Annotated in this window: 20 protein-coding genes; 10 read left to right on the plus strand and 10 right to left on the minus strand. The window is 74.3% G+C overall.

Annotated features, from left to right (window positions below; genetic code table 11):
- Positions 1 to 9: 9 nt before the first annotated feature.
- From ACO229_RS26045 to ACO229_RS26065, 5 genes are all read left to right on the plus strand, one after another.
- Entirely contained in the window at positions 10 to 1,227 is a 1,218-nt protein-coding gene (locus tag ACO229_RS26045) for a DUF7544 domain-containing protein (protein ID WP_397432913.1), read from the plus strand.
- 1 nt (position 1,228) lies between these two features.
- Positions 1,229 to 1,852, plus strand: a complete 624-nt coding sequence (locus ACO229_RS26050) for a DUF4129 domain-containing protein (RefSeq protein ID WP_397432912.1) — start codon at positions 1,229 to 1,231, stop codon at positions 1,850 to 1,852.
- On the plus strand, positions 1,849 to 3,120 hold the full coding sequence (locus ACO229_RS26055) for a DUF4350 domain-containing protein (protein WP_423463228.1): 1,272 nt from the start codon (positions 1,849 to 1,851) through the stop codon (positions 3,118 to 3,120). Before ACO229_RS26050 ends, ACO229_RS26055 begins: the two co-directional genes overlap by 4 nt.
- Before the next feature lie 95 nt (positions 3,121 to 3,215).
- On the plus strand, positions 3,216 to 4,145 hold the full coding sequence (locus ACO229_RS26060; RefSeq protein WP_397415190.1) for an AAA family ATPase: 930 nt from the start codon (positions 3,216 to 3,218) through the stop codon (positions 4,143 to 4,145).
- A 10-nt stretch (positions 4,146 to 4,155) separates the two neighbouring features.
- A complete protein-coding gene (locus ACO229_RS26065) occupies positions 4,156 to 5,508 on the plus strand; it encodes a DUF58 domain-containing protein (RefSeq protein ID WP_397432910.1) in 1,353 nt (450 codons plus the stop codon).
- A 4-nt stretch (positions 5,509 to 5,512) separates the two neighbouring features.
- Here the strand turns inward: ACO229_RS26065 and ACO229_RS26070 are convergent, their stop codons facing one another.
- Positions 5,513 to 6,199, minus strand: a complete 687-nt coding sequence (locus tag ACO229_RS26070; protein ID WP_397432908.1) for a response regulator — start codon at positions 6,197 to 6,199, stop codon at positions 5,513 to 5,515.
- Positions 6,196 to 7,581: a sensor histidine kinase gene (locus tag ACO229_RS26075; RefSeq protein ID WP_423463229.1), complete on the minus strand. Its 1,386-nt coding sequence runs from the start codon at positions 7,579 to 7,581 to the stop codon at positions 6,196 to 6,198. The genes ACO229_RS26070 and ACO229_RS26075 overlap by 4 nt, the downstream gene beginning before the upstream one ends.
- 193 nt (positions 7,582 to 7,774) lie before the next feature.
- Between ACO229_RS26075 and mtrA the strand changes: the two genes are divergently transcribed.
- From mtrA to ACO229_RS26090, 3 genes are read left to right on the plus strand one after another with little or no spacing between them, the layout of a single operon-like run.
- Positions 7,775 to 8,455 carry an MtrAB system response regulator MtrA gene (mtrA, locus tag ACO229_RS26080; protein ID WP_171103320.1) on the plus strand — a complete coding sequence of 227 codons (681 nt, stop codon included), beginning with the start codon at positions 7,775 to 7,777 and terminating at the stop codon, positions 8,453 to 8,455.
- On the plus strand, positions 8,455 to 10,218 hold the full coding sequence (gene mtrB / locus ACO229_RS26085; RefSeq protein WP_423463230.1) for an MtrAB system histidine kinase MtrB: 1,764 nt from the start codon (positions 8,455 to 8,457) through the stop codon (positions 10,216 to 10,218). Before mtrA ends, mtrB begins: the two co-directional genes overlap by 1 nt.
- The gene (locus ACO229_RS26090; RefSeq protein ID WP_423463231.1) at positions 10,218 to 11,942 is read left to right on the plus strand and encodes an LpqB family beta-propeller domain-containing protein; all 1,725 of its coding nucleotides are present in this window, start codon (positions 10,218 to 10,220) and stop codon (positions 11,940 to 11,942) included. The genes mtrB and ACO229_RS26090 overlap by 1 nt, the downstream gene beginning before the upstream one ends.
- Before the next feature lie 52 nt (positions 11,943 to 11,994).
- Here the strand turns inward: ACO229_RS26090 and hpf are convergent, their stop codons facing one another.
- The gene (hpf, locus tag ACO229_RS26095) at positions 11,995 to 12,660 is read right to left on the minus strand and encodes a ribosome hibernation-promoting factor, HPF/YfiA family (RefSeq protein ID WP_397414920.1); all 666 of its coding nucleotides are present in this window, start codon (positions 12,658 to 12,660) and stop codon (positions 11,995 to 11,997) included.
- 234 nt (positions 12,661 to 12,894) lie between these two features.
- Positions 12,895 to 13,695, minus strand: coding sequence for a ComF family protein (locus tag ACO229_RS26100; protein WP_423463232.1), 801 nt, complete (start codon positions 13,693 to 13,695; stop codon positions 12,895 to 12,897).
- Positions 13,696 to 13,783: 88 nt separating this feature from the next.
- Here ACO229_RS26100 and ACO229_RS26105 point away from each other — a divergent pair, with 88 nt between their 5' ends.
- Both ACO229_RS26105 and ACO229_RS26110 read left to right on the plus strand, forming a co-directional pair.
- The gene (locus ACO229_RS26105) at positions 13,784 to 15,046 is read left to right on the plus strand and encodes a winged helix-turn-helix domain-containing protein (RefSeq protein ID WP_423463233.1); all 1,263 of its coding nucleotides are present in this window, start codon (positions 13,784 to 13,786) and stop codon (positions 15,044 to 15,046) included.
- A 25-nt stretch (positions 15,047 to 15,071) separates the two neighbouring features.
- A complete protein-coding gene (locus ACO229_RS26110) occupies positions 15,072 to 16,793 on the plus strand; it encodes a cation:proton antiporter (RefSeq protein ID WP_423463234.1) in 1,722 nt (573 codons plus the stop codon).
- A gap of 44 nt (positions 16,794 to 16,837) precedes the next feature.
- Here ACO229_RS26110 and mnhG read toward each other — a convergent pair whose 3' ends face one another.
- Genes mnhG through ACO229_RS26140 form a run of 6 tightly spaced genes read right to left on the minus strand, consistent with a single transcriptional unit; the run spans position 16,838 to position 23,333 of the window.
- Entirely contained in the window at positions 16,838 to 17,188 is a 351-nt protein-coding gene (gene mnhG, locus ACO229_RS26115; RefSeq protein ID WP_423463235.1) for a monovalent cation/H(+) antiporter subunit G, read from the minus strand.
- Positions 17,185 to 17,499 carry a monovalent cation/H+ antiporter complex subunit F gene (locus ACO229_RS26120; RefSeq protein WP_397414932.1) on the minus strand — a complete coding sequence of 105 codons (315 nt, stop codon included), beginning with the start codon at positions 17,497 to 17,499 and terminating at the stop codon, positions 17,185 to 17,187. Before ACO229_RS26120 ends, mnhG begins: the two co-directional genes overlap by 4 nt.
- Complete coding sequence (locus ACO229_RS26125) at positions 17,496 to 18,113, minus strand: Na+/H+ antiporter subunit E (protein WP_423463236.1); 618 nt, start codon at positions 18,111 to 18,113, stop codon at positions 17,496 to 17,498. The genes ACO229_RS26120 and ACO229_RS26125 overlap by 4 nt, the downstream gene beginning before the upstream one ends.
- Positions 18,110 to 19,777 (minus strand): Na+/H+ antiporter subunit D, encoded by a 1,668-nt coding sequence (locus ACO229_RS26130; protein ID WP_423463237.1) that lies wholly within the window; start codon positions 19,775 to 19,777, stop codon positions 18,110 to 18,112. The genes ACO229_RS26125 and ACO229_RS26130 overlap by 4 nt, the downstream gene beginning before the upstream one ends.
- On the minus strand, positions 19,774 to 20,283 hold the full coding sequence (locus ACO229_RS26135) for a Na(+)/H(+) antiporter subunit C (protein ID WP_397414939.1): 510 nt from the start codon (positions 20,281 to 20,283) through the stop codon (positions 19,774 to 19,776). The genes ACO229_RS26130 and ACO229_RS26135 overlap by 4 nt, the downstream gene beginning before the upstream one ends.
- A complete protein-coding gene (locus ACO229_RS26140; RefSeq protein WP_423463238.1) occupies positions 20,280 to 23,333 on the minus strand; it encodes a Na+/H+ antiporter subunit A in 3,054 nt (1,017 codons plus the stop codon). Before ACO229_RS26140 ends, ACO229_RS26135 begins: the two co-directional genes overlap by 4 nt.
- Between the last annotated feature and the right edge of the window lie 26 nt (positions 23,334 to 23,359).

The following is a 23,359-nucleotide window of genomic DNA, read 5'->3' on the forward strand; positions in this document are numbered from 1 at the left end:
GCAGGCCCCATGACGACGCCCGAGAGCGCACCCGACCAGCCGGCGCAGCCCACGCCGCCGCAGCCCGGCGGGTCCCAGCCCACGGGCTGGGGCGAGCCGCCGCGGTACGGGCAGTACGCGCCCGGGTACGACCCGGCCGCCCCGCAGACGCCTGCCGCGCCCCAGTACGGCACCCCGCAGTACGGCACCGCGCCGGGCACGCCCGCGGCCGGGCAGTACGGCCAGAGCCAGTACGGGCAGTACTCCCCGCCCACCGCCCAGGTTCCCGGCTACCGGCCCCCGGCCGACAAGCCCGGCATCGTCCCGCTGCGCCCCCTCAGCCTCGGGGAGCTGTACGACGGCGCGTTCGGCGCCGTCCGGCACAACCCGGCCGTCACCCTCGGCCTGACGGCGATCGTCGTGGTCGTGGCCGTCGCGATCGGCACTCTGCTCAGCATCCCGCTCACCACGTGGTTCACCGACCTGTTCGGCGGGCTGTTCGCCGAGGTCGAGAGCGACCCGACCATGCAGGACTTCGGGTTCACCCAGGACGTCCTCGGCGTGACCTACGGCTCGATGCTCGGCACCGGCTTGCTGCTCCTGCTCGCCACACCGCTCGCCATGGGCGTCATGGCGGTCTCGGTGAGCGAGTCGGTGATCGGACGCAAGATCACCGTGTCCGAGGCCTGGCGACGTGTCGGCAAGCGCGCCTGGTACCTCATCGGGTTCTCGCTCCTGAGCCTGCTCGCCTGGCTCGTGGCCTACGCCCTGCTCGTGGCCGTGGTCGCCGGGCTGTTCGCGGTCGACGTCACGCTCGGCGTGATCGGCATCTTCCTGGCGCTCGCGGCCGCGGTGGTGGGCGGCGTCTGGCTGTTCACCCGCGTCCTGCTCGCCGCGCCCGCCCTCGCGGTCGAGGGCGGCGGCTTCTGGGCGACGGTGGCACGGGCCTGGCGCCTCACCCGCGGCACGTTCTGGCGGGTGCTGGGCATCTACCTGCTGACCTCGATCATCCTCAGCGTCATCGGCCAGATCGTGTCCATCCCGGTGAGCCTGCTGATGAGCGTGTTCATGGTGCAGTCCAACGACGTCGGCCTCGCCGTCAGCTACGGCATCACCTACGTGGTCAGCGGCGGCATGAGCGTGCTGTTCCTCGGCGGTGTGACCGCCCTGCTCTACATCGACACCCGGATGCGACGCGAGGGGCTGGACGTGCAGCTGCAGGCCGCGGCGGCCGTGGCGGACAAGTGACATGAGGGCCGACCTGCCCGTCGTCCCCGACCGGGACACCGCTCGCGAGCTGCTCGGCAGCGAGCTCCAGAAGCCCGAGTACGCCGAGCGCGAGTCCCTGCTCGTGCGCGCGATCAACTGGGTCATCGAGCGCCTGGACGAGATCGACTGGCCGGACGCGTCGATGTCCGGGGCGCAGCTCGGGATCGTGGTCGTGGTGGTCGTGGCGGTCATCGTGCTGATCGCCTGGCTGGTGGCCGGCCCGGTGCGGCTCGGGCGCGAGCGCACGCGGTCGGCGCAGGTGCTCGGTGCCGAGGACACGCGCACGGCGGCCCAGCTGCGCGCGTCGGCCGACGCCGCGGCGGCGGCGGGCGACTGGCGCACCGCGGTCGTGGAGCGCTTCCGCGCCGTCGTGCGCTCCCTGGAGGAACGGGTGGTCATCGAGCCACGACCGGGCCGCACGGCCCAGGAGGCCGCCGCCGACGCGGGCGCGCGGCTGGCCGCCCAGGCCGACCGCCTGCGCGCGGGCGCCGACGTGTTCGACGGCGTCGAGTACGGCGACCGGGTCGCGACGGCCGACGACGACGCGGCGCTGCGCGCCCTGGACGCCGAGGTCACCGCGGCCCGGCCGGAGGTCCCCGCATGACCCTGCCCGCCCCCGCGCCCCCGACACCACCCGCGGTGCCCGCCGTGCAGACCGGCCCCGCCGACGAGCCACCCGTGGTCGTCGGTGACGACACCAGCGGCCGGTCACGGGCCGCCCGCAGGTGGCGTCGCGCGCGCTGGCCGCTCACGGTGCTCGTGGCCGTCGCCCTCCTGGTCGGGTTCCTCGCCGTGGTGCGCCCGGCGACGTCCGCCGCCCCGTACGCCCCGGACAACCCGGAGCAGGGCGGCGCCATGGCGGTCGCCGAGGTGCTGCGGGACCAGGGGGTGCGCGTGACGCACGTGACCACCGTGGCGGAGGCCTCCGCGGCCGCCGGCCCGGACAGCACGCTCCTGATCACCCCCAACCCGTCCTTCTTCGCCGAGGACCAGATCTCGGCGCTGAACCGGACGGGCGCCGACCTCGTGGTGCTGCAGCCGGACTACAGCATGCTCGCGGGCCTGACCCGGGGCTCGGTCGACTCGACGTACGGCGAGTCGACCGGTCCGGTCGACCCGGAGTGCGCCGACCCGGCCGCGCGTGCGGCGGGCCCGCTCCGGCTCCGGCCGGGCCTGTACGACAGCTCCGACGGCTCCGGCACCGTACGCCCCGTGCTGTGCTGGCCCGACGGCGTGGGTGCGTTCGCCTACGCCCGTCTGGACTACCCCGACCGGTCGGTCACCGTGGTCAGCGACCCGACGGTGATCCGTAACGACGCGGTGCTCCAGGACGGCAACGCGGCCCTCGCGCTGTGGATGCTCGGCGGGCACGAGGACCTGGTGTGGCTGGTGCCCGACCCGATGGACGTCAGCACCGTCGGCGACGAGCCCACGCCGGCCGAGCGCGGGCAGGTCGACGCGCTCATGCCGCCGGGCTCGGCGCCCGTCGCCCTCGTCGTGGTGCTCGCGGCCGTGCTGCTCACGCTGTGGCGTGCCCGCCGCCTGGGCCCCCTGGTCGTCGAGGACCTCCCGGTCCTGGTCCGGTCCGCCGAGGCCACGCGCGGCCGGGCCCGCCTGTACCGCGCCGCGCGCGCCCGCGGGCATGCCGCCGCCGGGCTGCGCGCCTCCGCGGCCGACCGGATCGCGTCCCGGCTGGGCCTGGCCCGCTCGTCCGACGCCAACACCGTGGTCGATGCCGTCGTGGCCGCGACCGACCGCCCGTCGCAGCAGGTGGCAGACCTGCTCTACGGTCCACCCCCCGCTGACGACGCCGCGCTCGCCGAGCTCGCGCGCCGACTCGACACCCTGGAGAGCGAGGTCCACCGCCCGTGACCGAACCAGACTTCCCCCAGCAGCCAGCCCTCGACACCGCGCAGCCGCGGGAGACGACCGCCCCGCCCGCCCCGTCGCAGGAGCTCCGCGCCGCCCTGGCGGCCGTCCGCACGGAGGTGGGCAAGGCCGTCGTCGGGCAGGACGCCGCGGTGACCAGCCTGCTCATCGCCCTGCTCTGCCAGGGGCACGTGCTCCTGGAGGGTGTGCCGGGCGTGGCCAAGACGCTCCTGGTGCGCACCCTGGCGGCCGCGCTCCGGCTCGACACCAAGCGCGTGCAGTTCACGCCGGACCTCATGCCGGGCGACGTGACGGGTTCGCTCGTGTACGACGCGCGGACCGCCGAGTTCTCCTTCCGCGAGGGCCCCGTCTTCACCAACCTGGTGCTGGCGGACGAGATCAACCGCACACCTCCCAAGACCCAGGCGTCGCTGCTGGAGGCGATGGAGGAGCGGCAGGTCTCGGTGGACGGCACGCCGCGCCCGCTGCCCGACCCGTTCCTGGTGATCGCCACCCAGAACCCCGTCGAGTACGAGGGCACCTACGCCCTGCCCGAGGCGCAGCTCGACCGGTTCCTGCTCAAGCTCGTGCTGCCGCTGCCCGAGCGGGACCAGGAGGTGGAGGTGCTGGCGCGGCACGCCGCCGGCTTCGACCCCCGCGACCTGGCCGCGGCCGGCGTGACGCCGGTGGCCGACGCCGGCATCCTGGCGCGGGCCCGCGCCGAGGTGTCCCAGGTGCAGGTGTCGCGCGAGGTGCTCGGGTACGCGGTGGACGTGTGCCGGGCGACCCGGTTCTCGCCGTCGCTGTCGCTCGGCGTCTCGCCGCGTGGCGCGACGGCCCTGCTGCGCACCGCGCGGGCGTGGGCCTGGCTGTCGGGGCGCTCCTTCGTGACGCCGGACGACATCAAGGCCCTGGCGCACCCGACGCTGCGGCACCGCGTGCAGCTGCGCGCCGAGGCCGAGCTGGAGGGCGTCACCGCCGAGGGCGTGCTGGACACGGTGCTGGCCTCCGTGCCCGTGCCGCGCTGAGGCGGCCCGCATGGTCGTGACGTGGCGGGCCGCCGCCCTGATGGGGCTCGGCGTGATCCCCGTGCTCCTGCTCCCGGCGAACGGGACGGTGCTGGTGTGGGCGACGGTGGTGGTCCTGGCCTGCCTCGCGGACGTCGTGCTGGCGGCGTCGCCGCGGCGCGTCGCGGTGCAGCGCCGGGTACCCGGCTCGGTGCGCCTGCGCTCCGAGGCCGTCAGCGAGCTCGTGGTCCGCAACGTCTCCGGCCGGCGGCTGCGCGCCGTCGTCCGGGACGCGTGGGGGCCGTCGGCGGGCGCGGGCCCGGGCCGAGGCACCGGCGAGCGGGTGCGGCCGGCGTCGGGCGGCTCCGGCCGGCACCACGTCGACCTGCCCGACGGCGAGGCCGCGCGCCTGCCCACCACGCTCGTGCCGACGCGGCGCGGCGACCGGGCAGCCGGCGGCGTGACGATCCGCAGCCTGGGTCCGCTGGGCCTGGCCGGCCGTCAGGTGACCCTGCCGGTACCGGGCCGCCTGCGCGTGCTGCCGGAGTTCGCCAGCCGCAAGCACCTGCCCTCCCGCCTGGCGCGGCTGCGGGAGATGGACGGCCGCGCCGCGGTGCAGATCCGTGGCGAGGGCACGGAGTTCGACTCGCTGCGCGAGTACGTGGTGGGCGACGACGTCCGCTCGATCGACTGGCGCGCCACCGCGCGGCGGCGCGAGGTCGTGGTGCGCACCTGGCGCCCCGAGCGGGACCGGCGCGTGCTGATCGTGCTGGACACGGGGCGCACGTCCGCCGCCCGGGTGGGCGCCGCGGACTCCACCGGGGCCCCGCGCCTGGACGCCAGCATCGAGGCGGCCCTGCTGCTCGCGGCGCTGGCGGGGCACGCGGGCGACCGGGTCGAGCTCGTCGCGTTCGACCGCACCGTGCGCTCGCGCGTCGCAGGGGCGGCCGGGCCGCGGCTCATGCCCGCGATGGCCGAGTCGCTGGCCACGGTGGAGCCCGCGCTCCTGGAGACGGACTGGCCCGGCGTGGTCACCCAGGTGCGGACCCGCATGACACAGCGTGCGCTCGTGGTGCTGCTGACCACCCTGGACCCCGCGGCCGTCGAGAACGGCCTGCTGCCCGTGGTGGACCAGCTCGCCCGTGACCACACCGTCGTCGTCGCCTCCGTGGCGGACGAGGAGGTGGCACGGCTGCGTGCCGGCCGCGAGACCGTGGCCGAGGTCTACGACGCCGCGGCCGCGGCTCGCGGTGACCTGGAGCGGACCGCGGTGACCACGATGCTGCGCCGCTACGGCGCGGACGTGGTGGAGGCGCTGCCCGACGACCTGGCACCGCGCCTGGCCGACGAGTACCTGGCCCTGAAGGCAGCGGGCAGGCTCTAGCCCGCTAGACGCCCAAGTGGCGGAGCACCGCCAGGACACGGCGGTGGTCCGCGGCGTCCTGCGGCAGGTCGAGCTTGGTGAAGATGGCTGCCACGTTCTTCTCCACCGCCCCGTAGGACAGGTGGAGCAGGTCCGCGATCGCCCCGTTCGACCGGCCCTGCGCCATCAGCCCCAGCACCTCGCGCTCGCGGGCCGACAGGCGGTCCAGCCCGTCGTCCTGCCGGGCGGAGCCCATGAGCTGGGAGACCACCTCGGGGTCGAGCACCGTCGCGCCGCGGGCCACCCGGCCGAGCGCGTCGACGAAGTCCCGCACGTCGGCCACCCGGTCCTTGAGCAGGTAGCCGACGCCGCGCGCGTCGCCGGCCAGCAGCCGGCTCGCGTACCGGGTCTCCACGTACTGCGAGAAGAGCAGGACGGGCAGGTCCGGGTGCCGGCCGCGCAGGCCGAGCACCGCCCGCAGCCCCTCGTCGGTGAAGCTCGGCGGCATGCGGATGTCCGCCACGACGACGTCGGGCAGGGACCCCTCGCGGGCGAGCCGGGCGATCTCGCCCTCCAGCGCCGCACCGTCGCCGACCGCGGTCACGGCGTGGCCGCGGCGCGTCAGGAGGGCGGCGAGGCCGTCGCGGAGGATCGCCGAGTCCTCGGCCAGCACCACCCGCAGGCCCGGCGACGGGTCGTCCGGCCTGGTCATGCGGGTTCCGACGGGCTGGTGGCGCTCGGCAGGGTCACGGTCACCACCGTAGGCCCGCCGACCGGGCTGGACAGGTCGAACGTGCCGTCCACCGAGCGCACCCGCTCGGCCAGGCCGGCCAGGCCGGAGCGCAGGCCCGAACCGTCGGGCGGCACCACCCGCGCGCCGCCGCGCCCGTCGTCGCGCACCCGGATGCGCACCATGCCGCCGACGGACTCGACCAGCACGTACACCCCGGCGGCCCGGGCGTGCTTGGCGGCGTTGGTGACGAGCTCGGCGACGCTGAAGTAGGCGATCGACTCCACGGCTGGCGCCAGGCGGCCGTGGGCCTCGACGCCGGCGTCGACGTCGACCGTGACCGGCAGGGGCGAGCGCGCCGCGAGGGTCTCGAGCGCGACGGTCAGGCCGCTGTCGAGCGCCGGCGGGTGGATGCCGCGGGCGAGCTCGCGCAGCTCGGTCAGCGCCTCCTTGGTCGAGGTGTGGGCGGTCTCCACGAGCTCGGCCGCCTGGGTCACGTCGCCGCCGTCGGCCAGGTGCTCGCGCGCCTCGCCGAGCTGCATCGCCACGGCGACCAGGCGGGCCTGCGTGCCGTCGTGCAGGTCCCGCTCGATGCTGCGCAGGCGGGCGTCGGCGTCGTCCACGGTGCCGGTGCGCGACCGCTCCAGCTCCGCGACCCGCAGGCTCGCTCGCGTGGGGCTCAGCAGCCCGGCGGTCAGCACACGGAACAGCAGCGTGAACGCCCGGGTGATCCAGGGCCAGCAGAACAGGAGCACGAGACCGGCCAGCGCGGCCAGCGCGATGCGCGGGGGCGTGTCCAGGAAGTACGCCGGGCCGAACTGCGCCCCGCGGTGCAGCTCACCGTCGGTGCCGAGCTGCTCGGGCAGGTACCGGTACCAGATGCCGTAGGTGAGCGCGCCCAGGCTGGTGGCCAGGAACGTGACGCTGACGACGAAGGACAGGACGGACAGCGGGAAGGTCACGACCATGAACAGCAGCGCCCGCCAGCCCGTGGCGTCACCGATCAGGGAACCGACGGTGCGCCAGAACCCGCGCGGTCGCACGTACGGCGCGGGCGCCTGGACGTCGACGTCGAGCAGGTCGCGGGCCAGGCCGCGGTAGGCGCCGCCCCAGCCGCGCCCGCCGAGCACCACGCCGCCCGACACGACCAGGCCGACCACCGTGACGGCGATGCCCGCCGTGAGGCTCACCGCGAACACCGCGTAGGTGAAGGCGAAGGGGGCGAGGAGCAGCACGAGGGCGAGGTAGCCCTGCTCGCGCCAGGTGCGGCTCGCGAACGGGGCCGTGAGGAAGCCCGGTTCCCGGTGCCCGGCGCGCCGGGTCGCGGTGCCGGCCGCGGGCCGGTCGATGGTCATGGTCGTCATGGTGCCAGGTTCGCCCCGGCGGGGGTGCTCGGACCATGGTGCCGGCCGCCCGGTCCGGGCGGGGGTTGTCCCCCCTGCCGCCGGCCGCGTGCGGGTCCGCCGCACCGGGAGTGGTGCGTCCGACACGGGTGAACCTGGTGCCGCCGGACGCCGGAGACCGGCTTTGCTGGACCGGCCTGGCACACTGGAGGGCATGAAGGTACGAGTTCTCGTCGTCGACGACGACACAGCGCTGGCCGAGATGATCGGCATCGTCCTCAAGGGTGAGGGTATCGAGGCCATCTTCTGTGCCGACGGCGACTCCGCGCTGGGGATGTTCCGCACCCACCAGCCCGACCTCGTGCTGCTCGACCTCATGCTGCCGGGCAAGGACGGCGTGCAGGTGTGCCGCGAGATCCGCGCCGAGTCCGGCGTGCCGATCATCATGCTCACGGCCAAGTCCGACACGCTCGACGTCGTCGTGGGCCTGGAGTCGGGCGCCGACGACTACGTCTCCAAGCCCTTCAAGCCCAAGGAGCTCGTGGCCCGGATCAAGGCCCGGCTGCGCCGCAGCGAGGACCCGGGACCGGAGCGCCTGGTGGTGGGTGACGTCGAGATCGACGTCACCGGCCACACCGTGACGCGCGGGGGCGAGCGCATCGCGCTCACGCCACTGGAGTTCGACCTGCTCGTGGCGCTGGCGCGCAAGCCCTGGCAGGTGTTCACGCGCGAGGTGCTGCTGGAGCGGGTCTGGGGCTACCGGCACAGCGCCGACACGCGCCTGGTCAACGTCCACGTCCAGCGCCTGCGCTCCAAGATCGAGCGCGACCCGGAGAACCCGGAGATCGTGCTCACGGTGCGCGGCGTCGGCTACAAGGCGGGCGCTACCCGCTGATGCGCTCCGGCCTGGCCGCGCGGTTGCGCCGGGTGGTCGCACGGGCCCGGGTGGTCACGGTCCGCGGCACCCGCCGGGCGGTCGCGCAGTGGCGCTCCTCGCTGCAGCTCCGGGTGGTCGCCACGGCGCTCACCATCGGCCTGGCCGCGATCGTGGTGCTGGGCCTGTACCTGTCGACGTCGGTCCGGGACGGCATCTACGAACAGCGGATCGCGGCGATCGACCGCGAGACCGCGGCCCTGACGGCGCAGGTGTCGGAGAACTTCTCGACCGCGTCGACGACGTCGGGGGGCGAGCTGCAGACGCTGCTGCTCGACACGATCGCGACGCTCACCGTCACGAGCGGGTCCACGGCGGAGGACTACTTCCTGCTGCAGGCGCCGGGCGGCACCGCACAGGTGTCGGACGTGGCCTCCCGGGGTGACCTGACCGACGTGGTGATCAGCGACGAGCTGCGCCAGGCGAACGTCGCCTCCGAGGACGACCAGGTGCTCCAGGCCGTGGCGATCCCTGCGCCGGACGGCACGAACGAGGTGCGTCCCGGCGTCATCGTGGGTTCGACGGTCCAGGCCTCGCCGGACGCCACCTTCGAGATCTACTACCTCTACTCCATGGAGCCGGAGCAGGAGACGCTGTCGTTCGTGCACCGCGTGCTGCTCGCGGGCGGGTTCGGCATGCTGGCGCTGCTCGGCGTGGTGACCTGGACCATGGCGCGCCAGACGGTCACGCCGGTGACCCGGGCCGCCACCGTGGCCGAGCGTCTCGCCGAGGGGCACCTGTCCGAGCGGATGCCGGGGGCCCGCGGTACCGACGAGATGGCGAGCCTCGCGCGCTCGTTCAACGAGATGGCGGAGAGCCTGCAGGACCAGATCCGGCGCATGGAGGAGCTGTCCGCCATGCAGCGCCGTTTCGTGTCCGACGTGTCGCACGAGCTGCGCACCCCGCTGACCACCATCCGCATGGCCAGCGAGATCATCCACGAGTCCCGCGACCAGCTCGACGAGGACGCCGCCCGCTCGGCCGAGCTGCTGCTGGGCCAGATCGACCGGTTCGAGTCCCTCCTGTCGGACCTCCTGGAGATCAGCCGCTTCGACGCGGGCGCCGCCGTGCTGGACGCCGAGCGCCGCGACCTGCGTGACCTCGTTATGTCGGTGGTGGAGCAGGCGTCGCCGCTGGCGGAGACGAAGGACGTGCGGGTCTCCGTGCGCCTGCCCGACGCCGACGCGGCCGCCGACTTCGATCCGCGCCGCATCGAGCGCATCCTGCGCAACCTCGTGGTCAACGCGATCGAGCACGCCGAGGAGCGCCCGGTCGAGGTGACCGTGGCGGAGGACGACCGGTCGGTCGCCGTCGTGGTGCGCGACTACGGCGTCGGCATGACCAAGCAGGAGGTGGAGCACGTGTTCGACCGGTTCTGGCGCGCCGACCCGGCGCGGGCCCGCACCACCGGTGGGTCCGGCCTGGGGCTGGCGATCGCCCTGGAGGACGCCCACCTGCACGCCGGACGCCTCGACGCCTGGGGCCGGCCGGGGCAGGGTGCGAGCTTCCGCCTCACGCTGCCACGCAGCGCCGGGGTGCAGATCGGCGAGCCGCCGATCACGCTCGCGCCTGCCTCGCACGAGCCGGGCGCCCGGACCGGGCAGGTCCCGGTGGTGCGCCCGCCCACGGGCCCGACGCCGACGGCGATCCCGGACCTGTCCGGTGACCCGGCGGCGTCGTCCGACCGTTCGCCCGACCGGCCGACCGACGTGGAGGTGCACTGATGCGCCGTGCGGTCCGCGCCGCTCTCGGCGCCGTCGTCGTGCTGGCCACCGTCACCGGTATCGGGGCCTGTGCGCGGATCCCGACGTCCGGCCCCGTGCTGGAGGGCAACGCGGACGTCGACACGCAGGTGGACATCGCGATGCTGCCGCAGGGCCCGACCCCGGGCGCGGACCCGCAGACGATCGTGTCCGGGTTCCTGGGCGCCGCGGCGGCCGCCGCGACGTCCCCGAAGGAGTTCCAGACCGCCCGTGAGTTCCTCACGGAGGACGTCTCCGTGACCTGGGACGCGGAGGCGGCCGTGCGGGTGGTCCGCGAGGCGCCGCTGGCGCAGCTCACCGATCCCGGCGTGGAGATCGAGGGCGCGGACACCGTCGAGGTGGTGGTGCGCGCGACCACCATCGCCACCGTCGACAGCGTGGGGACCTACACGGAGGTGGGCGACCCGCGCGAGCTCGGCTACCGGTTCACCCTGGTCCGGGTCGGCGACCAGTGGCGCATCTCCGTCCTGGACGACGGCGTGATCGTGCCCGCCAACCTGTTCGCGAACCAGTACCGGGCGACCCGGCTGTACTTCCCTGCCGCCACGGACGCGAAGAGCTTCGTACCCGACCTGCGCTGGTTCCCGCGGCGTCAGTGGCGCAGCGTGGCGGTGCAGCAGGTGCTGGCCGGTCCGCCCGAGTGGCTGCAGGGCGCCACGCAGTCCCTCGTGCCCGAGGGCACCCAGCTCAGCTCGGCGTCGGTCCGGGAGTCCGACGGCGAGGAGGCCGTCGCGGTCCGGCTCAGCGAGCAGGTCAGCGCGGCCCCGGCGACGGACCGGGCGATCATCGCGGCGCAGCTGTCGGCGACCTTCTCCGAGGGCGCCGGCCGGACCGTGCCCGTGGACCTGTACAGCGGCACCAACCGCCTCGCGGTCGACGCGGCCGACGTGACCGTGCCCGGCACCGCCGGCCAGGCCCTGGCCGTGCAGGACGGCGAGATCAAGCTGGTGACCGACGGGGTGCTGGAGACGTACGAGACGACGGCGGACCTGTCCGCCGTCGGCGACCCGACCGCGTTCGCGGTCAGCCCCGCGGGCTCGCCGATCGTCGTGCGCGACGGCACGGACCGGATCGTGAGCCTCGGCGACGAGGGGGCCGTGGAGATGTTCGAGGGAGGCGACCTGGCGGCGCCGTCCGTCGACACGTTCGGCTACGTCTGGACCAGCGGCAGCACGGGCGCGCTGCGCGTGCGCGACGAGGAGACGGACGAGTTCTCCCTGAAGCCCGACTGGCTCGCCGGCCGCAAGGTCATCAGCGTCTCGGTGGCGCCGGAGGGGTCGCGGGTGGCGGTCGTGAGCGAGGCGCCGTCGGGTACGCAGGTGCACGTGGCGGGCATCGTCCGCGACGAGGCCGACAAGCCGGTCAGCCTCACGCCGCGGCTGTCCGTCGCGGCACCCGTGGACGACATCGAGGAGGCCCGCTGGTCCGGGAGCACGACGCTCGCGCTTCTCACGCGGGCCGCGGACGGCACGTCCGGCGTCTGGACGGCGGGGGTCGGCGGGCTGGCCGGGACGGGCGGTGCGGCCCGGCAGCTCACGGGGCTCACCGACGTCGAGCAGCTCGCGGCCGGTGTGACGGACCAGGGGATCCTGGTGATCACCGAGGGCGGCCAGCTGGAGCACGAGGAGACGGGCGTCTGGCAGCCCTTCGCCGAGGACGTCGACCTCGTCGCCTACCCCGGCTGACCGGGCCCGACCGACGCGGCGGAACCCGGGTGGGCTCCGCCGCGTCCGGGGATCACGTCAGGTCGGTGACCGGGGCGGCGCCGCAGGGGTTGTCGAGCTGGATCACGCCGAACGTCCAGCCCTTGCGCTTGTAGAGCACCGACGGACGGGACGTCTCCTTGTCGATGAACAGGTAGAAGTCGTGCCCGACCATCTCCATCTCGTAGACGGCGTCGTCGAGCGTCATCGGGTCGGCGTGGTGCAGCTTCTGCCGGATCACCACGGGGGAGTCGCCGATGGTGGTCTCCACGGAGTCGCCGGGCTCGGACAGCGCGGCGGGGGCCGAGATCTGGGGCTCGGGCTCGCTGCCGGACTCGTCGGTGAGGATCTCGTCGAGCGGCCGGACGTCCACGGGTGCGAGCACCTTGTTGTTCCGGTGGTCCTTGCGCCGGTCACGGGCGCGGCGCAGCCGCTCGTTCAGCTTGTCGATGGCGAGGTCCAGCGCGCCGAAGCGGTCGTCCGCCGCGGCCTCCGCGCGGATCACCGGACCCTTGGCGCGCAGCGTGAGCTCCACACGTTCCCGGTTCTCGGACAGCCGGGGGTTGTTCTCGTGCGTGATCTCCACGTCGACCCGACGTACGTAAGGAGAGAGCAGCTCTACCTTCGCGAGCTTCTCCTCGACGTGCTGGCGGAACCGGTCCGCCACCTCCGTGTGCCTGCCGACAACGACAATCTCCATGTGCGTCACTCCGCTCCGGGAATCTGGGCCACACCGTCCCTTGCCGGCGGCGTGCACCCGTCTCTACTCGATGTGGCACCCCTGCTGCCGGGTGCCGGGCACGAACCACCTCCCCGTCGCGCGAGCCCTGCCGACGTCGCCGGGGCTCGGATCTTGCCGTGGAACGTTCAGGCTAACTCTCTCTCCTGGGTAACGACAGCCCCAACCATCAGTGAACAACCTGAGAGTTCTCTGTCAGACTTTCAGGTTCGGCACAGGCTCCGGATGCGCGCCGGACGCCGGTTCCGGCCGGTTCCCGCGGCGGTCGCCCGGGGCCGGCGTCGCAGCCAGCACAGTTGCTCCGAGCACGTCGTGCCCGCACCGTTCCAGCGTGCGTTCGACGGCGGCGAGGGTGGCCCCGGTCGTCAGGACGTCGTCCACGAGGAGGCACATGGCCCCTCGTCCCAGGGAGCGCGCCCCACGTCTCGTCATGCGGACGCCGCGCTCCAGGTTGCGGCCGCGTGCCCGGGCCCCCAGCCCCACCTGGTCCCGTCCCCGTCCCCGGCGCACGAGGGCGGGCACCAGCACCGCGGGCACGCCGCCGTCCCGCAGGCCGCGGGCCACCGCCCGGGCCAGGACGGCGACGGGCTCGCGGCCCCGGGCCCGGCGTGCGGCCGCGGTCGAGGGCACGGGCACGACGGCGACCGGGCCCGCGGGCGGGTCGCCCGGCAGCCCGGCGAGCGCGGGTGCGAGCGCCGGCCCGAGGCGTGCGGCGGCCCGCCGCAGGGCGGGTGCGAGGAGCCCGTCCAGGTCGGCCCGCCCCCGGTCCTTCCAGTGCACGACGACGTCGCGCACCGGCCCCGTGTACGCGGTGAGGGCCCAGACGGGTACGGGGGCGACGCCGTCCAGCCGGTCGAGCCGTGGTGCGCCCAGCTCCACCCGGCGGGGCGCGCCGGACAGGAGGGCGGCGCAGCGCGCGCACCAGCGCACGTCGGGCTCGCCGCACGGGCAGGCGACGGGCAGCAGCAGACGGGCGAGCTCGCGGACGGGGCGCATCCCACCACCCTGCCCGCCGGCGCCGGGCGGCGCCGCCTGTCCACAGCCGTCGCCGGGGAGTGTCAGTGGTGCCGGGCAGGATGGGGGTGTGGAACCGATCTCGTTGTCACTCGACCACGCCCGGCGCATCGCCGTCGCCGCGCAGGGGCTGCACCGTGCGCGCACCGACGGGCCACGCACCATGCGGCACGTGCAGGGCGTGATCGACCGGCTCGGCCTGCTCCAGATCGACTCGGTGAACGTCCTCGCGCGGGCGCACCTGCTACCGCTGTTCGCCCGGCTGGGACCGTACGACACCGATCTGCTGGACCGGGCGACGGCGTCGGGCCGGTACAGCCGCCGCACGAGCCGGGCGGCGGCCGCGGACCGCCGCCTCGTCGAGAGCTGGGCGCACGTCGCGGCCTACGTCCCGCCCGGGGTCTGGCCGCTGCTGGCCTTCCGCCGCCGGTGGTTCGCGCAGGAGTACGACTGGGGCGAGCTCGACGGCGTACGGCTGCCCGACGCGCCGCAGGTGGCCGAGGTGCGGGCCCTGGTGGCCGCGGAGGGCCCGGTGTCGGCCTCGCAGATCCACGACCGGTTCGTGTCCGAGGGGCGCTCCGTGCGCCGCAAGCGGGGCTCGTGGTGGGACTGGAGCACGGAGAAGCGCGTGGTCGAGCACCTCTTCTTCACGGGTGAGGTGGTCTCCGCGGGGCGCAACGCCCAGTTCGAGCGGCTCTACGACCTGCCGGAGCGGGTCCTGCCGGCGTCGGCCCTGGGGGAGGTGCCCGAGGCCGAGGCCAAGCGCACCCTGCTGGAGCTCGGCGCGCGGGCCCAGGGGATCGGCACCGCCCGGGCGATCAAGGACTACTACCGGCTGAAGGGGCCCGTCGCGGACCAGGCCCTGGCCGACCTGGTGGCCGACGGCGTGCTGGTGCCCGCGAGGGTGGCGGGCGGCACCGAGCGGTGGTTCCTGCACCGGGACGCCGCACGGCCCCGGCGGGCCACGGGGCAGGCGCTCCTGGCGCCGTTCGACCCGCTCGTGTGGGAGCGCGCGCGCCTGGAGCGGCTGTTCGGCATGCGGTACCGGATCGGCATCTACACACCGGCGGCCCAGCGCGTCGACGGGTACTACGTGCTGCCGTTCCTGGAGGACTCCCGGCTCACCGCCCGGGTCGACCTCAAGGCGGACCGCGCGGCCGGTGTGCTGCGGGTGCAGTCGGCGCACGCCGAACCGGAGCTCACCGCCGCCACCCCGGACCGGCTGGCGCACGAGCTGCGCGCGATGGCCCGGTGGCTGGGCCTGGACGGGGTGTCGGTCGAGGCCAAGGGCACTCTTTCACCCGCGCTGCGGGCGGCCGTGACGACTCCCTGAAACACGCGACAACTAAACTCTGGTCATGGGGACCGCTGCGATCTTCCTGGTGGCCACGGTCGCGGCCGGGCTGGGCGCGGTGCTGCTCCGGCTGCCGCCGCTGGTCGGCTTCCTGGTGGCCGGGTTCGCCCTGCACGCGGCGGGTCTTGAGGCCCCGGGGTACCTCGAGACCATCGCAGACCTGGGCGTCACGCTGCTCCTGTTCGGCATCGGGCTCAAGCTCGACGTCAAGACGCTCCTGCGCAAGGACGTCTGGTTCACCACCGTGGCGCACCTGCTGGTCAGTATCGCCATCGCGGTCGGGTTCCTCGGCCTGCTCGGCGTGATCGGGTTCTCGATGCTCGCGGGTGAGGGCCTGGGGGTCCTCGCGCTGCTCGGGCTGGCGCTGTCGTTCTCCTCGACCGTGTTCGTGGTCAAGGTGCTGGACGGCCGGTCCGACCAGTCCGCGCTCTACGGCCGGATCGCGATCGGCGTGCTGGTCATGCAGGACCTGATCGCCGTCGTCTTCCTCTCGGTGGCCTCCGACCACCCGCCGAGCCCGTGGGCGCTCGCCCTGGTGCTGCTCGTCCCCGGGGCCTGGCTGCTGCGCAGGATCTGGTCGCGGGTGGGCCACGGCGAGCTCCAGGCGCTGTTCGGCGTCGCGGTCGCGCTCGGTCCCGGGTACGCGCTGTTCGACGCGGTCGGGCTCAAGGGTGACCTCGGCGCGCTCGTGCTGGGCATGCTCCTGGCCGGCCACCCGGCTGCCACCGAGCTCTCCCGCAACCTGTTCACCGTCAAGGAGCTGCTGCTGGTCGGCTTCTTCGTCTCGATCGGCTTCTCCGGGCAGCTCACCTGGCAGGCCGGGATGATCGGCCTGCTCCTTCTGCTCATGCTGCCGCTGCAGGCGATCGTGACGGCGGTGCTGCTGCGGCTGATGCGGCTGCGCAAGCGCACGGCGATCCTGGCCGGGCTGGTCCTGGCCAACTACTCCGAGTTCGGCCTGATCGTCGTGGCGGTCGGCTCGGAGTCCGGCCTCCTGCAGGACGAGTGGCTCGTCGTGCTCGCGGTGGCCGTCGCCGCGAGCTTCGTGCTGTCCTCGGCCGTCAACACCCGCGGCAACGAGCTCGCGACAGCGCTCGCCCGGCGTTTCCCGTCCAAGCCCAACGAGTGGTTGCACCGCGAGGAACGGCTCATCGACGTCTCCGGCGCGGAGGCGCTGGTGCTCGGTATGGGCCGGGTGGGGCGCGGTGCGGTGCGCCAGCTCCGGCAGGACTACGGCATGAACGTGGTGGGCGTCGAGCACGACCCGGCGCGCGTGGCCGCGCTGCGCACCGAGGGCTTCACGGTGGTGCAGGCGGACGCGACGGACATCGAGTTCTGGGGCCGGGTCCGCAGCGCGGGTGCCGTGCGGCTCGCGATCCTCGCCATGCCGTTCCACGCGGCCAACCTCATCGCCCTGTCCCAGCTCCGGGCGAGCGGCTTCGAGGGCACGGTGGCCGCGGTCGCCCGGTACGACGACGACGCGGCCGAGCTCGCGCGGCACGGCGCCGACGCGGTGTTCCACCTGTACGGCACCGCCGGACAGGCGCTGGCCGACGAGGCCGCCGAGGCGGCGCTCGGCTACGTCGCGGCCGAACGGATGCGCGACGCACAGGCCGAACGCCGGGTGACGGCCACGGAGGCCCCGCACACCGCGGCGGGCGCCGGGGGCAGGGCACACGGCCCGGACCACGAGCCGGCCACCGAGCAGGTGACCGGCACGACCTGAGCCCGCACGACCTGGGCCCGCACGACCTGAGCCCGCCCGTCGGATCAGGCGTCGTCCGTGGGGCGTCCGCCAGGCCGGGCGTCGTCGTAGACGAGCTGGGCCGGGTCCACCTTGCCGGTGCGCAGGCCCGCCCGGCCCACCATGTGCGCGGCCACGGGCGAGGTGAGCAGCTGGAACACCGCCACCAGCACGAGCATGCTCGCCGACCCGGTGTCCCGCAGCCGCAGCGCGACCCCCGCCAGGAGCAGCAGCAGGCCCAGGACCTGCGGTTTGGCCACCACGTGCAGGCGGGACAGCAGGCTGTCGAACCGCACGACACCCAACCCCGCGGAGAACGAGAAGAAGGCACCCAGCAGCAGGCAGACGGCGGCCAGGGCATCGGTCACGACGGTCATGGCGTCTTCTCCTGCTGGTCGGGGTGGTCGCGGTCCGTGTGGTCCTTCTTGGGCGGCTCGACGGCGGCGAACCGGGAGATGGCCACGGAGCCGATGAACCCGACCATCGACAGCACCACCAGGATCGGCACGGACTCGGTGCGGCGGGACAGCGCGGCCTCGACCGCGACCGCGCCGACGAGCGCCGTCGTCAGCACGTCGAACGCCACCGTGCGGTCGAGCATCGAGGGTCCGCGCTCCATCCGGACGACGGCGAGCAGCGCCGCCCCGGCGAGCAGGACCGTGGCCACCACGGCGACGGCGATCATCATCGCTCTCCTCCCAGGGCCAGGCGGGCCAGCTCGTCGCCGGGGGCGAAGGCGAGGAGCAGCCGCTCCTCCAGGGCCTGCGTCTCCTGCCGGACGGCGTCCGGCCCGCCCGACCGTTCGAGGTCGAGCACGTGCAGCCGCAGCGTGCCGCGGTCCCGGTCCAGGTCGACCACCACGGTGCCGGGCACCATGGACGACAGCCCGGCGGTGGTCGCGACGAACAGCTCCGAGGTCGCGCGGAGCGGGACGGTCACGAGCCCGCCACGCGGCGTCGGGCCTGGTGCGACCGCCCGCCAGGCCACCTGGAAGGAGGCGACCACGAGGTCCGCGACGAACCGGCCCGCCAGCCGAGCCAGCGGGCCCGGCCGGACGGTCGCCGACGTACCCACCGGGGGCAGGGGGAGGGCGACGGCCACCAGTGCGCCGAGCACGGCGCCGGACAGCAGGTTCGCCCAGGACAGGTCGCCCCACAGGAGCACCCAGAGCACGGCGCCGACGGCCGACGTGGGCCACGTCCTGCGCAGGCGCCGCGCCCAGCGGCGCCGCGGCCCCTCGGTGCCGGGGGCGGCCTGCGCCGCAGCGGCCTGGTCCGTACCGGTCATGTTCGTACCGGTCATCCTGCGCCCTCCTCGACGTGGTCCCGCACCTCGTTGGACTCGCCCGTGCCCCGGGGCGCCCCGTCGGGGAACACCGACTCGACGTACGTGCGACCGTCCATGGCCGTCTCGGCCGCCCGTTCCGCGTAGTCGTAGAGGGGCCCCGCCAGCACGGTGAGGCTCACGCCCACGGTGACCAGGGCTGCGGTCGGGCCGACCATGCCCCAGGGCAGGGGGGCCGCCGTCGGCAGGCTCTCCTTGTCGGGGCACGGCTGCCAGAACGCCTTGTTCCAGGCCCGGATCACCGCGTAGAGGGTCAGCAGGGACGTGACCACCGAACCGATCACCAGGGCCCAGGCGAGCACCGAGCCGTCCACCACGCCCGCCTCCAGGAGCCCGACCTTGCCCAGGAACCCGGACAGCGGCGGGATGCCGGCGAGATTCATCGCGGGCACGAAGAACAGGATCGCCAGGCCGGGCGCCATCGTGGCCAGCCCGCCCAGCCGTTCCAGCGACGTGGTGCCGCTGCGCCGTTCGATCAGCCCCACGACCAGGAACAGCGCGGTCTGCACGGTGATGTGGTGCACCACGTAGAAGATGGCCGCGGCGGTGCTCGCCTGGGTGGCGAGCGCCACGCCGAAGATCATGTAGCCGATATGGCTGACCAGCGTGAACGACAGGAGACGTTTGACGTCGTCCTGTGCCACGGCGCCCAGGATCCCGACGAGCATCGTGGCGAGCGCCAGCACCAGGAGCACCGCCTCCAGCTTCTCGTTCTGCGGGAACAGCACGGTCTGCGTGCGCAGGATGGCGTAGACGCCCACCTTCGTGAGCAGGCCCGCGAAGACGGCGGTGACCGGAGCGGGCGCCGTCGGGTAGGAGTCGGGGAGCCAGGCCGACAGCGGGAAGATGGCCGCCTTGATGCCGAAGGCGAGCAGCAGCAGCGCCTGGATGCCCAGCCGCACCCCCGGGTCGACGTCGGGCAGTCGCTCGGCGAGCTGGGCCATGTTCACGGTCCCGGTCGACGCGTAGACCAGGCCGACCGCGAGCAGGAAGACGATCGAGCTGAGCAGGGCGACGACCACGTAGACGCTGCCCGCGCGGATCCGCTCGCTGGTGCCGCCGAGCGTGAGCAGCACGTAGGAGGCGGCCAGCAGGATTTCGAAGCCCACGTAGAGGTTGAACAGGTCGCCGGCCAGGAAGGCGTCCGCCACGCCCGCCGCCAGGATCAGGAACGTCGGGTGGAAGATCGCGACCGGCAGGACGTCGCGGCGCCCCGACTCGTCGGCGTCCGCGTCCTGTGCCTCCAGGGTGCGGCGCAGCGCCTCGGCACCCTTGGCGGCGGGCGCCGTGCGGTCGTTGCCGTCGGCGATGCCCTGCGCCATCGAGTACAGCAGCACGCAGAGCAGCATGATGCTGCTGACCAGCAGCATCAGTGCGGCCAGCGGGTCGGCCACCAGGTTGACGCCCACCGGTGCGGCCCAGCCGCCGAGGTCGTTGACGACAGGGCCGTCCTGGGCTGCGACCACCAGGCCCGCGGCGGCGGCCGCGGCCACCGACAGGGCCACCACGGAGATGATCCGCTGGGCCCGTTCGTGCCGGTGCAGGGCGAGCGCCAGGCCCGCGGCGAACAGCGGCACCAGCACGGGGAGCGGTACGAGGGTCTGCACGGTCCACAGGTTCACGCGTCGTCACCTCCGCGAGGCCGCGGGTCGGTCACCGGGTCGGGCAGGGCGACCTCGTCGCGGGCCGTCACCGCCTCGTCGTCCAGCGTCGCGGCGGGCTCGTCGGCGTCGCTGTCCGCGTAGGACGGTGCGTCCTGGACCGCGAGCCGCGCGATACGGGTGTCCTCCAGGTCGTCCTGGACCTCGTCGTGGCCGTGGAGCTGCCAGGACCGGTACGCCATCGCGAGGACGAAGGCGACCAGGGCGAGGGTGATGACGATCGACGTCAGGATCATCGCCTGTGCCAGGGGGTCGCTCATGGGCTCGGTGGTGACACCGGTGATGGGCGGCGCACCCGCGCGCCCGCCGGCCAGCAGGAGCGCGAGGTTGGCCCCGTTGCCCAGCAGCACGAACCCGAGCAGCACGCGCGTGAGCGACCGCTCCAGCAGCAGGTAGACCCCGGCGGCGACCAGCACGCCGACGGCCACCAGGAGCGTCCCGGAGGGGACGTTGTCGAGCACGATCATGCGTCCTCCTCTCCCGTCCGCGAACGGGACCCGGCTCGGGACCCTGCCCGGGAACCGGACCGGGTGCCCGCGACGGCGAACGGCACGCGCTCGCGGGCTCCGCGGGCCGAGAACGGTTCGGCCTGCCGGTCCAGCTCGGCCCCGAAGGAGCGCAGGATGTCGATGACCAGGCCGATGACCACGAGGAACACTCCGATGTCGAAGAACAGGCTGGTGACCAGGTGCACGTCGCCCAGCACCGGCAGGTGCAGGTCGAGGATCGTGCTCTCGAGCGCGGCCTGGCCGACGAGCAGCGCGACCAGCCCGACGCCGGCCGACAGGAACAGCCCGGTGCCGAGCACGAGGCCGGGGTGCACGGGCGCCGCCTCGCCGAGCTCGTACCGGCCGCCGGCCAGGTAGCGGACCACCAGCGCGAGGCCGGCCACCAGCCCGGCGGCGAACCCGCCGCCAGGAGCGTTGTGCCCGCTGAACAGCAGGAACAGCGCGAACAGGATCATCGGGTAGAACAGCAGGCGGGTGACCACCTCGAACATCACCGACCGTGCGCCGGGGTCCAGGGTCGGCCCCGCGACCAGCCAGGTGCCCGGCCGCGTCTGCCGGGAGCGGGACCGCCCCGTCGGGTCGGCCGGCTCGTCGCCTCCCGGGTCGAGCCGCAGCACGTCGCCGCTGCGCTGGCGCAGGAAGACGAGGGACGCGACGCCCGTGGCGGCCACCAGCAGCACCGAGATCTCGCCCACGGTGTCCCAGGCGCGGATGTCGACGAGCGTCACGTTGACGACGTTGTGCCCGCCGCCGAACGTCTCGGCCTCCCCGGGGAAGTCGACCGAGATCGGCCCGTGCACGCGCACCAGCGGGGCCGCGGCGACGAACGCCATGACCACCAGGCCCGTGAGCACGCCGATCGCGAGCCGGACCCAGCGGCTGGCCGCCAGCGGCCGGTCCGAGAAGTGAGGTGGCAGGCGGCGGAGCACCAGCACCATCACGACGAGCGTCACCGTCTCGCACAGGACCTGGGTGAGGGCCAGGTCGGGTGCGCCGTGCAGCAGGAACAGCGCGGCGTTCCCGTAGCCCGCGACCCCGGCGAGGAAGACCGCCTTGAGCCGGCGCCGGGCCCGGGCCGTCAGCACGGCGGCCACCACGATCACGAGCACGACGGCGACCTGGGCGGGACCGTCCCACGGCACGATCGCGAAGGGGCCCAGCCGGAGCACGTCGGCGCGGTCGGCGGTGAGCGCCGCGCCGGGAAGGGCGTCCGCGCCGCTCGCGCCGACCAGGCCCGTGGCCAGGGCGACCCCGGGACCGACCGCCAGGACCACCAGGATGACGCCGAGGTAGAAGGGCAGGGAGCCGCGCTGGGTGCCCGCGGTGACGTCGCTGGCGAGCCGGTCCAGCTTGCGCATGATGCGCCGGTACACGACGTCGGCGCCGTCGGGGAACCAGAGCGCCGCCTGCAGCCGCTCGACGCGGTCGCGCTGCCAGAACGCGAGGGCGCCCACGGCGAGCACCGCGACGGTGAGCGCCAGGACGGGCGTGAACCCGTCCCAGAGCGTGAGGTGGCCGGGGTCGCCCGAGGGGTAGGTGTCGGCGTGCCGGCCCAGCAGGTCCTGGCCGACCTGGGGCACCAGCGCCACGGCGAGGCCACCGAGGGCGAGGACCAGCGGCGGGGCCACCATCCAGAACGGCTGCGGGTGCACGGTCGTCGGTGCGCCGTCGTCGTCCGGGGTGCCGGGCGTGCCGGGCGTGCTCGCTGCGGGCAGCCGCGGCTTGAAGGCGCCCCAGAGGAAGCGGAGCCCGTAGGCGACGGTGAGCGCGGAGCCCACCGCGACCACGACGATCATGACGGTGCTCAGCGGATCGCCGTCGTGCGCCCAGGCCGCCAGCGCGGCCTCCTTGGCGACGTAGCCGGCGAAGGGAGGCAGGCCGATCATCGACGCCGTCGCGAGCGTCGCGGCCAGCGCGGTCACCGGGAGCCGGCGGGCGACGCCGGCGAGCTTGCGCAGGTCGCGGGTGCCGGTGGCGGCGTCGACCACGCCGACCACCAGGAACAGGGAGGCCTTGAACAGCGCGTGCGCGCCGAGCAGGGCGAGCCCGGCGAGCGCGGTGGCGCGGGTGCCGTAGCCGAGCAGCATGGTCAGCAGGCCGAGCTGCGAGACGGTGCCGAACGCCAGGACCAGCTTGAGGTCGTGCTGGCGCAGCGCACGGTACCCGCCCAGCAGGAGCGTGGCGCCGCCCAGCACGAGCACGACCACGCGCCAGGCCGGCAGGTCGGAGAACGCCGGCGCGAAGCGGGCGATCAGGTAGATGCCCGCCTTCACCATCGCAGCGGCGTGCAGGTAGGCGGAGACGGGGGTGGGGGCGGCCATCGCGGCGGGCAGCCAGAAGTGCGTCGGCACGAGCGCGGACTTGGTGGCGGCACCGGCCAGCAGGCAGACCACGGCCACGGTGACGGCGGGGCCCGACGGCGGGTCGGCCACGACGGCGGAGACGCTCCAGGTGCCCGCGGTCACGCCGAGCACGACCACGCCGACCAGCATGGCCAGGCCCCCGGCGGTGGTGACGACGATGGCCTGCATGGCGGCCCGGCGGGACGAGGTGCGGTCCGCGTAGTGGCCGATCAGCAGGTAGGAGAAGACGGTGGTGAGCTCCCAGAACACGAAGAGGAGGAGCATGTCGTCGGCCACGACGAGGCCCGCCATCGAGCCGGCGAAGGCCACGAGGAACCCGCCGAACCGGCCCAGGCCGCGGGCCTCGCGGGAGAAGTAGGCGCCGCAGTAGAGCATCACCAGCGCGCCGACGCCGCCCACCACCAGGAGCATGACCCACGACAGCAGGTCCAGCCGGAGGTCGATGCCGAGGCCGAGCGCGGGGATCCACGGCACGTGCTCGGTGGGGACGTCGCCGTCCAGCACGGCACGGGTCCGGGACAGGGCGTAGAGGGCGGCTGCCGCAGGGCCGAGGGCGAGCACCCAGAAGGCGCGCCGGCCCAGGGCTGCGACGAGTGCGGGGGCGGCGAGAGCCAGGGCCCCGTGGGCAAGCAGTACGAGGAGCACGTCCGTACCGTCCTGTCAGGGTTCGC

The organism is Promicromonospora sp. MS192, from assembly GCF_049532985.1.
Classification (GTDB): Bacteria; Actinomycetota; Actinomycetes; order Actinomycetales; family Cellulomonadaceae; genus Promicromonospora.

Excerpts from the sequence above, each read along its gene's own strand:
- ACO229_RS26075 (WP_423463229.1), bottom strand. The coding sequence starts at position 7,581 with ATGACGACCATGACCATCGACCGGCCCGCGGCCGGCACCGCGACCCGG.
- ACO229_RS26125 (WP_423463236.1), bottom strand. The coding sequence starts at position 18,113 with ATGACCGGTACGAACATGACCGGTACGGACCAGGCCGCTGCGGCGCAG.
- ACO229_RS26110 (WP_423463234.1), top strand. The coding sequence starts at position 15,072 with ATGGGGACCGCTGCGATCTTCCTGGTGGCCACGGTCGCGGCCGGGCTG.
- ACO229_RS26055 (WP_423463228.1), top strand. The coding sequence starts at position 1,849 with ATGACCCTGCCCGCCCCCGCGCCCCCGACACCACCCGCGGTGCCCGCC.
- ACO229_RS26045 (WP_397432913.1), top strand. The coding sequence starts at position 10 with ATGACGACGCCCGAGAGCGCACCCGACCAGCCGGCGCAGCCCACGCCG.
- ACO229_RS26090 (WP_423463231.1), top strand. The coding sequence starts at position 10,218 with ATGCGCCGTGCGGTCCGCGCCGCTCTCGGCGCCGTCGTCGTGCTGGCC.
- mtrA (WP_171103320.1), top strand. The coding sequence starts at position 7,775 with ATGAAGGTACGAGTTCTCGTCGTCGACGACGACACAGCGCTGGCCGAG.
- mnhG (WP_423463235.1), bottom strand. The coding sequence starts at position 17,188 with ATGACCGTCGTGACCGATGCCCTGGCCGCCGTCTGCCTGCTGCTGGGT.
- mtrB (WP_423463230.1), top strand. The coding sequence starts at position 8,455 with ATGCGCTCCGGCCTGGCCGCGCGGTTGCGCCGGGTGGTCGCACGGGCC.
- ACO229_RS26070 (WP_397432908.1), bottom strand. The coding sequence starts at position 6,199 with ATGACCAGGCCGGACGACCCGTCGCCGGGCCTGCGGGTGGTGCTGGCC.
- ACO229_RS26065 (WP_397432910.1), top strand. The coding sequence starts at position 4,156 with ATGGTCGTGACGTGGCGGGCCGCCGCCCTGATGGGGCTCGGCGTGATC.
- ACO229_RS26100 (WP_423463232.1), bottom strand. The coding sequence starts at position 13,695 with ATGCGCCCCGTCCGCGAGCTCGCCCGTCTGCTGCTGCCCGTCGCCTGC.
- ACO229_RS26135 (WP_397414939.1), bottom strand. The coding sequence starts at position 20,283 with ATGATCGTGCTCGACAACGTCCCCTCCGGGACGCTCCTGGTGGCCGTC.
- ACO229_RS26120 (WP_397414932.1), bottom strand. The coding sequence starts at position 17,499 with ATGATGATCGCCGTCGCCGTGGTGGCCACGGTCCTGCTCGCCGGGGCG.
- hpf (WP_397414920.1), bottom strand. The coding sequence starts at position 12,660 with ATGGAGATTGTCGTTGTCGGCAGGCACACGGAGGTGGCGGACCGGTTC.
- ACO229_RS26050 (WP_397432912.1), top strand. The coding sequence starts at position 1,229 with ATGAGGGCCGACCTGCCCGTCGTCCCCGACCGGGACACCGCTCGCGAG.